Origin of the sequence: Enterobacter sp. HSTU-ASh6 (assembly GCF_026319105.1) — a bacterium.
GTDB lineage: Bacteria > Pseudomonadota > Gammaproteobacteria > Enterobacterales > Enterobacteriaceae > Enterobacter > Enterobacter sichuanensis.
On the sequence record NZ_WSPD01000009.1, the window covers coordinates 225716 to 233071 of the forward strand.

The window sequence follows — 7356 nt, forward strand, 5'->3', positions numbered from 1 at the left end:
GCCGTTCTGTGACCGTTAAACGACCCGTTTCCGCAAGCCTTGCCTGGGCTTTCTTTTCGATCATTGTCTTATCCGTGCTGACCAGTACCGTCGCACTGCTGACGCTGGCCAGCAGCCAGCGTGATGCCGAGGCGATTAATATTGCGGGTTCGCTGCGCATGCAGAGTTATCGACTGGGCTATGAGATGCAGCGCAACAGCCCTTCCCTTGCCGCGCACCGCGAGCACTGGCAACAGACGTTGCGCGCGCCGGCACTGCAGAAGCTGGACCGCTGGTACGTCCCGGACAATGTTAACGCCCGCTATCAGCAGCTGCAGGTGGCCTGGCTGGAGATGGATAAACGTATCGCCCGCGGCGACAGCGCCTGGTATCAGACCCACATTGAGGATTTTGTCGGCCGCATTGATGCCTTTGTGCTCGCCCTGCAGCACTACACCGAGCATAAAATCCAGACGGTGACCCTGCTCTCCCTGGCCGGCGCGCTGGGGATCCTGTTGCTGACGCTGTTTACCCTGCGCCGCATTCGTCGTCAGGTCGTGTTACCGCTTAACAATCTGGTGGCCGCCAGCGAACGGATTGAGCGCGGTGAATTTGCCACCCCTGCGCCGGATACCGCCCTGCCGAACGAACTGGGCCAGCTTTCGCGCGCCTTCAACCACATGTCCGGCGAGTTAGCGACGCTCTACCGCTCGCTTGAAGCCTCGGTGGCGGAAAAAACGCGGCATTTGCATGACGCCCACCAGCAGCTCGACATGCTGTTCAAGTGCTCTCAGGCGCTGAATACCGGCCAGATAGACAGCCACTGTTTCCGGCATATCCTGCAGATTGTCCATGACTATACGCAGATGAACTATCTGGAACTGCGCACCAGCGACGACTGGCGGCTGTGTGAAGGGACGGCGTCACGCGACATCCCACTGCAAAACCTGCCGGTAGTGATGCAGGACACGCTCTACGGCGAGCTGCGCTGGCAAAGCGAGACGGACAGCGTCCCTCTCCCTCTGATGAGAAGCGTGGCGACCATGCTCGGGCGTGGACTGTACTTTAACCAGGCGCAGAAGCATTACCAGCAGCTGCTGCTGATGGAAGAGCGCGCCACCATTGCCCGCGAACTGCATGACTCGCTGGCGCAGGTGTTGTCGTATCTGCGCATTCAGCTTACGCTGCTGAAACGCGCCGTGCCGGAGGAGAACACCCCGGCGCAGACCATCATTACCGATTTCTCCCGCGAGCTGAACAACGCCTGGCAGCAGTTGCGCGAGTTGCTCACCACCTTCCGCCTGACGCTGAATCACGCGAATTTACCCGCGGCGTTGCAGGAGTCTCTTGACGCGCTGCAGAGCCAGACGCAGGCGAAGCTGCACCTTGACTGTCGCCTCTCCTCGCTGGCGCTCGACGCGCAAAAGCAGGTTCATCTGTTACAGATCGTGCGTGAGGCGGTGTTGAACGCCATTAAGCACGCGCAGGCCAGCGAGATCACCGTGAGCTGCGTGACGGCTGTGGACGGTACGCACCGCGTTAGCATTCGTGACAACGGCATCGGAATTGGCGAAGCCAGCGAGCCGCCGGGACACTACGGTCTGAACATTATGCGTGAACGCGCGCAACGGCTTGGGGGAGCACTGCACTTTTCGCAGCCACAAAACGGGGGCACGCTGGTCAGCGTCACGTTCCCCGTGCCGCAGGCACCGGCGGGTAAATAACGGTAAAGGAGGAAGCGCAGGGAAAAGCGCATGATAATTTACACTATCTCCTTTTTTTCTCCACGTTTGACCTGAGCCTTACCGCTAAAGTTATGCGGGCAATAAACAATAATGACGAGCAGCAAAACGAGGTCACTTTTTCATGGCGAATTTTTTTATCGATCGCCCCATTTTTGCCTGGGTAATTGCCATTCTGTTGTGTCTGACAGGTGTCCTGGCAATTACGTCACTTCCCGTTGAGCAATATCCCGATCTGGCCCCGCCTAACGTGCGTGTCACCGCAAACTACCCCGGCGCGTCCGCACAAACGCTGGAAAATACCGTGACGCAGGTTATCGAGCAGAACATGACGGGTCTGGATAACCTGATGTACATGTCCTCGCAAAGTAGCGCCACCGGTCAGGCAACGGTGACCCTGAGTTTCAAGGCAGGCACTGACCCGGATGAAGCGGTGCAGCAGGTACAAAACCAGCTGCAGTCGGCCATGCGCAAACTGCCCCAGGCGGTACAGAACCAGGGCGTGACCGTGCGTAAAACCGGCGACACCAATATTTTGACCATCGCGTTTGTCTCGACAGATGGCTCGATGGATAAACAGGATATCGCGGACTACGTCGCCAGTAATATTCAGGATCCGCTCAGCCGTATTAACGGCGTCGGGGATATCGACGCTTACGGTTCACAATATTCAATGCGCATCTGGCTCGATCCCAACAAGCTCAACAGCTACCAGATGACGGCAACCGACGTAACGGATGCCATCAAAGCCCAAAACGCCCAGATTGCCGTAGGGCAGCTCGGGGGAACCCCTTCCGTTGATAAACAGGCCCTGAACGCCACCATTAATTCGCAATCCCTGCTGCAGACGCCGGAGCAGTTCCGCAACATCACCCTGCGGGTGAATCAGGATGGGTCGGAAGTGCGTCTGGGCGATGTCGCCACGGTGGAAATGGGCGCAGAAAAGTACGACTACCTGAGCCGCTTTAATGGCAACCAGGCCTCCGGTCTGGGGATTAAGCTGGCCTCCGGCGCGAACGAAATGGCCACGGCGAAACTGGTGTTAGACCGTCTGGATGAGCTGTCGCAGTATTTCCCGCACGGGCTGGAGTACAAAGTCGCCTATGAAACCACCTCCTTCGTTAAAGCGTCGATTGAGGACGTGGTGAAAACCCTGCTGGAAGCCATCGCGTTGGTGTTCCTGGTCATGTACCTGTTCCTGCAAAACTTCCGCGCGACGCTGATCCCAACCATTGCCGTTCCTGTGGTGCTGCTCGGGACCTTTTCGGTGCTTTACGCGTTCGGCTATAGCATTAACACCCTGACAATGTTTGCGATGGTGCTGGCGATTGGCCTGCTGGTGGACGATGCCATCGTGGTGGTTGAAAACGTCGAGCGCATCATGAGCGAAGAAGGACTCTCTCCGCGCCAGGCGACGCGCAAATCGATGGGTCAAATTCAGGGGGCGTTAGTCGGTATTGCGATGGTGCTCTCGGCGGTCTTTATCCCGATGGCCTTCTTTGGCGGCACCACCGGCGCGATTTACCGTCAGTTCTCCATTACCATCGTCTCGGCAATGGTGCTCTCCGTGCTGGTGGCGCTGATCCTCACCCCTGCGCTGTGCGCCACCATCCTGAAACCGCTGCATAAAGGGGAGCATCACGGTCAGAAAGGTTTCTTCGGCTGGTTTAACCGGATGTTCAACCGCAATGCCGCCCGGTATGAATCTGCCGTCGGGCGCGTGCTGCACCGCAGCCTGCGCTGGATGATGATTTACGTTGTGCTGCTGGGCGGGATGGTCTGGCTGTTCCTGCACCTGCCCACCTCATTCCTGCCGATGGAAGACCGGGGCATGTTCACCACCTCGGTGCAGCTCCCGAGTGGCGCAACGCAGCAGCAAACGCTGAAAGTGGTGCAGAAAGTGGAGCAGTACTTCTTCACCAAAGAGAAGGATAACGTGGTCTCCGTCTTCTCCACCGTCGGGTCCGGCCCGGGCGGGAACGGGCAAAACGTCGCCCGCATGTTCGTTCGCCTGAAGGACTGGGACGCGCGCGATAGCAAAACGGGAACATCATTTGCCATTATTGAGCGTGCGACAAAAGCCTTTGCGCACATTAAAGAAGCCCGCGTCTTTGCCAGCAGCCCACCGGCCATCAGCGGGCTGGGCAGTTCCGCCGGGTTTGATATGGAGCTCCAGGATCACGCCGGTGCGGGCCATACGGCGCTGATGGCGGCGCGCGATAAGCTGTTGGCGCTCGCAGGCAACGATCCGGGCCTGACCCGCGTTCGCCATAACGGTCTGGATGACAGCCCGCAGCTTCAGGTGGATATCGATCAGCGCAAGGCGCAGGCGCTGGGCGTGTCGATCAACGATATCAACGACACCCTGCAAACGGCGTGGGGCTCGAGCTATGTGAATGACTTTATGGATCGCGGCCGCGTAAAAAAAGTGTATGTCCAGTCCGCGGCGCCATTCCGTATGCTGCCGGATGATATTAACCGCTGGTTTGTCAGAAACAGTGCCGGGGGAATGGTGCCGTTCTCTGCCTTTGCGACTTCACACTGGGAGAGCGGTTCGCCGCGTCTGGAGCGCTATAACGGCTATTCCGCGGTTGAAATCGTCGGGGAAGCCGCGCCAGGCGTGAGTACCGGTACGGCCATGGACATCATGGAAAAACTGGTGCAACAGCTGCCTGCCGGTTTTGGTCTGGAGTGGACGGCCATGTCTTATCAGGAGCGCCTCTCCGGAGCGCAGGCACCGGCACTTTACGCGCTCTCTCTGCTGGTGGTCTTCCTCTGTCTTGCCGCACTGTATGAAAGCTGGTCAGTGCCGTTCTCGGTCATGCTGGTGGTGCCCCTTGGTGTCATTGGCGCCCTGCTCGCCACCTGGATGCGTGGTCTGGAAAACGATGTCTACTTCCAGGTCGGGCTGCTCACCGTGATTGGGCTGTCGGCGAAAAACGCCATTCTGATCGTTGAGTTTGCCAACGAGATGAATGCCAAAGGCCACGAGCTGATGGCCGCCACGCTGCACGCCTGCCGTCAGCGCCTGCGCCCGATCCTGATGACCTCGCTGGCGTTTGTTTTTGGCGTACTGCCGATGGCAACCAGCACCGGCGCAGGCTCCAGCAGCCAGCATGCGGTCGGCACAGGGGTCATGGGCGGTATGATTTCGGCGACCGTCCTGGCCATCTATTTTGTTCCGCTGTTCTTTGTGCTGGTGCGTCGCCGCTTCCCGCTAAAGGAACGTCCGGAGTAAGTGGTTGAAATAAAAAAAGGCGGCTTATTCGGCCGCCTTTTTATTGTGTGATTTATTCACACTATGGTTATTTTACTTATTTAAGTGCTCTTGCAATTCTTACTGAATGTCATTTACGAAGCATGCCTTCGATAAAATCTTTCCAGTTCCCCAGTTCACGTTCAATCATAACAACCTCTCTTATTATTATGCGCATTCTACAAAAACGTATCATCATTGTGAAGACTATTTAACCAATTGCTGCGATTGTACCCCACGTCATACGGGGATTTATGATAAATATGAACGGAGAGCCCTCAATTTTTTGTGACGGCCAGCAATATTCTGAAATAACCCTACGGACGGGTGAGTTTTATTTTACCCGCTGAGTTTATTCGACATTTAAAGCTTATGGACATCTATGCTTAAAGGATGAAAGAATATTCAGCGTACAGTTGTTAGTTGAATTAAGATGACGCATAAATCCAGACGATTCCTGAATGTGTTATATTCCACTTAAGGATATATCTTCGAATTTACTGAACATTTAATCACCAGAACGACAAAAGGATTCACCATGGTTGTGATGTACGGCATTAAAAATTGCGACACCATCAAAAAAGCCCGCCGCTGGCTGGAGGCGAACAACGTAGAGTACCGTTTCCACGATTACCGTGCCGATGGGCTTGATGCAGAATTTCTGCATACCGCTATCAACGAGCTGGGCTGGGAAGCCTTGCTGAATACCCGCGGTACCACCTGGCGTAAACTGGATGAATCTCTTCGCGCCAGCATCAATGACGCCGACAGCGCGGCAAAACTGATGCTCGACATGCCGGCAATCATCAAACGCCCATTGCTCTGCGCGCCAGGGAAGCCTATGCTGCTGGGTTTCAGTGAAACCCTTTATTCCGACTTTATTCGTTGAGGTGTAGTTTATGTCATGCCCGGTCATTGAGCTGACTCAGCAGCTTATTCGCCGTCCTTCCCTTAGCCCGGACGACGCAGGTTGTCAGGCATTAATGATTGAGCGCCTGCGCGCTATCGGTTTTACCGTGGAGCGTATGGATTTTGGCGACACCCAGAATTTCTGGGCCTGGCGCGGCCAGGGCGAAACACTAGCCTTTGCCGGACATACTGACGTGGTGCCCGCTGGCGATGCGGACCGCTGGATCAACCCGCCGTTTGAACCCACCATCCGCGATGGCATGCTGTTCGGCCGCGGTGCGGCAGACATGAAAGGCTCGCTGGCGGCGATGGTGGTAGCGGCTGAGCGCTTTGTCGCGCAACATCCGAACCATAAAAACCGGCTCGCGTTTCTGATCACCTCTGACGAAGAAGCCAGCGCCCATAACGGCACCGTAAAGGTTGTTGAGGCGCTGATGGCCCGCAACGAGCGCCTGGACTACTGCCTGGTGGGCGAGCCGTCCAGTACCGAAGTGGTGGGTGATGTGGTGAAAAATGGCCGCCGTGGCTCGCTGACCTGTAATCTGACCATTCACGGCGTTCAGGGGCACGTTGCGTATCCGCATCTGGCTGATAACCCGGTTCATCGTGCTGCGCCGATGCTGAGCGAGCTGGTGGCAATTGAATGGGATAAAGGCAACGAGTTCTTCCCACCGACCAGCATGCAGATTGCGAACGTCAAAGCCGGGACCGGCAGCAATAACGTGATCCCGGGGGATTACTTCGTCCAGTTCAACTTCCGCTTCAGCACGGAACTGACCGACGAGATGATCAAGGCGCGCGTTATCGCCCTGCTGGAAAAATATAACCTGCGCTACACCGTGGACTGGTGGCTTTCCGGCCAGCCGTTCCTGACACAGCGCGGCAAGCTGGTGGATGCGGTGGTCAACGCCATCGAGCACTATAATGAAATTAAGCCACAGCTGCTGACAACGGGTGGCACCTCAGACGGACGCTTCATCGCCCGTATGGGCGCCCAGGTTGTCGAACTGGGACCAGTGAACGCAACCATTCATAAAATCAATGAGTGTGTTAATGCGGCAGATTTACAACTGCTGGCCCGTATGTATCAACGTATTATGGAGCAACTCGTCGCCTGACGAACGCTCTGAGAGGAATAGCGAATGGACTGGCTTTCAAAGTACTGGTGGGTTCTGGTGTTGGTTTTTCTGGTCGGCGTATTGCTGAACGTGATTAAAGACCTTAAGCGCGTTGATCATAAAAAATTTCTCGCCAACAAACCGGATCTTCCCCCGCACCGCGATTTTAACGACAAGTGGGACGATGACGACGACTGGCCGAAGAAGGACCAGAAGAAGTAATCCCCTCACCCTAACCCTCTCCCCATAGGGGAGAGGGAACAAAACACCCCTCGCCCCTTTGGGGATGTACGGTCCGGGGACATAGTGAACGCTTGTTCGGGGACATGGTAGACACTTACAACTAAGGCAT

At 56.2% G+C, this 7356-nt stretch carries 6 protein-coding genes; 5 read left to right on the forward strand and 1 reads right to left on the reverse strand.

Going from position 1 to position 7356, the window contains the following annotated elements; genetic code table 11:
- Window positions 1-8 precede the first annotated feature (8 nt).
- Both narQ and acrD read left to right on the forward strand, forming a co-directional pair.
- A complete protein-coding gene (narQ, locus tag GM298_RS13610; RefSeq protein WP_095449850.1) occupies window positions 9-1703 on the forward strand; it encodes a nitrate/nitrite two-component system sensor histidine kinase NarQ in 1695 nt (564 codons plus the stop codon).
- Window positions 1704-1845: 142 nt separating this feature from the next.
- Window positions 1846-4959, forward strand: a complete 3114-nt coding sequence (gene acrD, locus GM298_RS13615; RefSeq protein WP_045286569.1) for a multidrug efflux RND transporter permease AcrD — start codon at window positions 1846-1848, stop codon at window positions 4957-4959.
- Window positions 4960-5068: 109 nt separating this feature from the next.
- On the opposite strand, the gene ypfM is transcribed toward acrD, so the two are convergent.
- Window positions 5069-5128 (reverse strand): protein YpfM, encoded by a 60-nt coding sequence (gene ypfM / locus GM298_RS13620; protein WP_015572204.1) that lies wholly within the window; start codon window positions 5126-5128, stop codon window positions 5069-5071.
- 387 nt (window positions 5129-5515) lie between these two features.
- Between ypfM and GM298_RS13625 the strand changes: the two genes are divergently transcribed.
- From GM298_RS13625 to GM298_RS13635, 3 genes are read left to right on the forward strand one after another with little or no spacing between them, the layout of a single operon-like run.
- Window positions 5516-5866 (forward strand): ArsC family reductase, encoded by a 351-nt coding sequence (locus GM298_RS13625; RefSeq protein ID WP_025758964.1) that lies wholly within the window; start codon window positions 5516-5518, stop codon window positions 5864-5866.
- Between the two features lie 10 nt (window positions 5867-5876).
- Window positions 5877-7004, forward strand: a complete 1128-nt coding sequence (gene dapE, locus GM298_RS13630) for a succinyl-diaminopimelate desuccinylase (RefSeq protein ID WP_025758963.1) — start codon at window positions 5877-5879, stop codon at window positions 7002-7004.
- Between the two features lie 24 nt (window positions 7005-7028).
- The gene (locus tag GM298_RS13635) at window positions 7029-7226 is read left to right on the forward strand and encodes a YpfN family protein (protein WP_008501627.1); all 198 of its coding nucleotides are present in this window, start codon (window positions 7029-7031) and stop codon (window positions 7224-7226) included.
- Window positions 7227-7356: the final 130 nt, after the last annotated feature.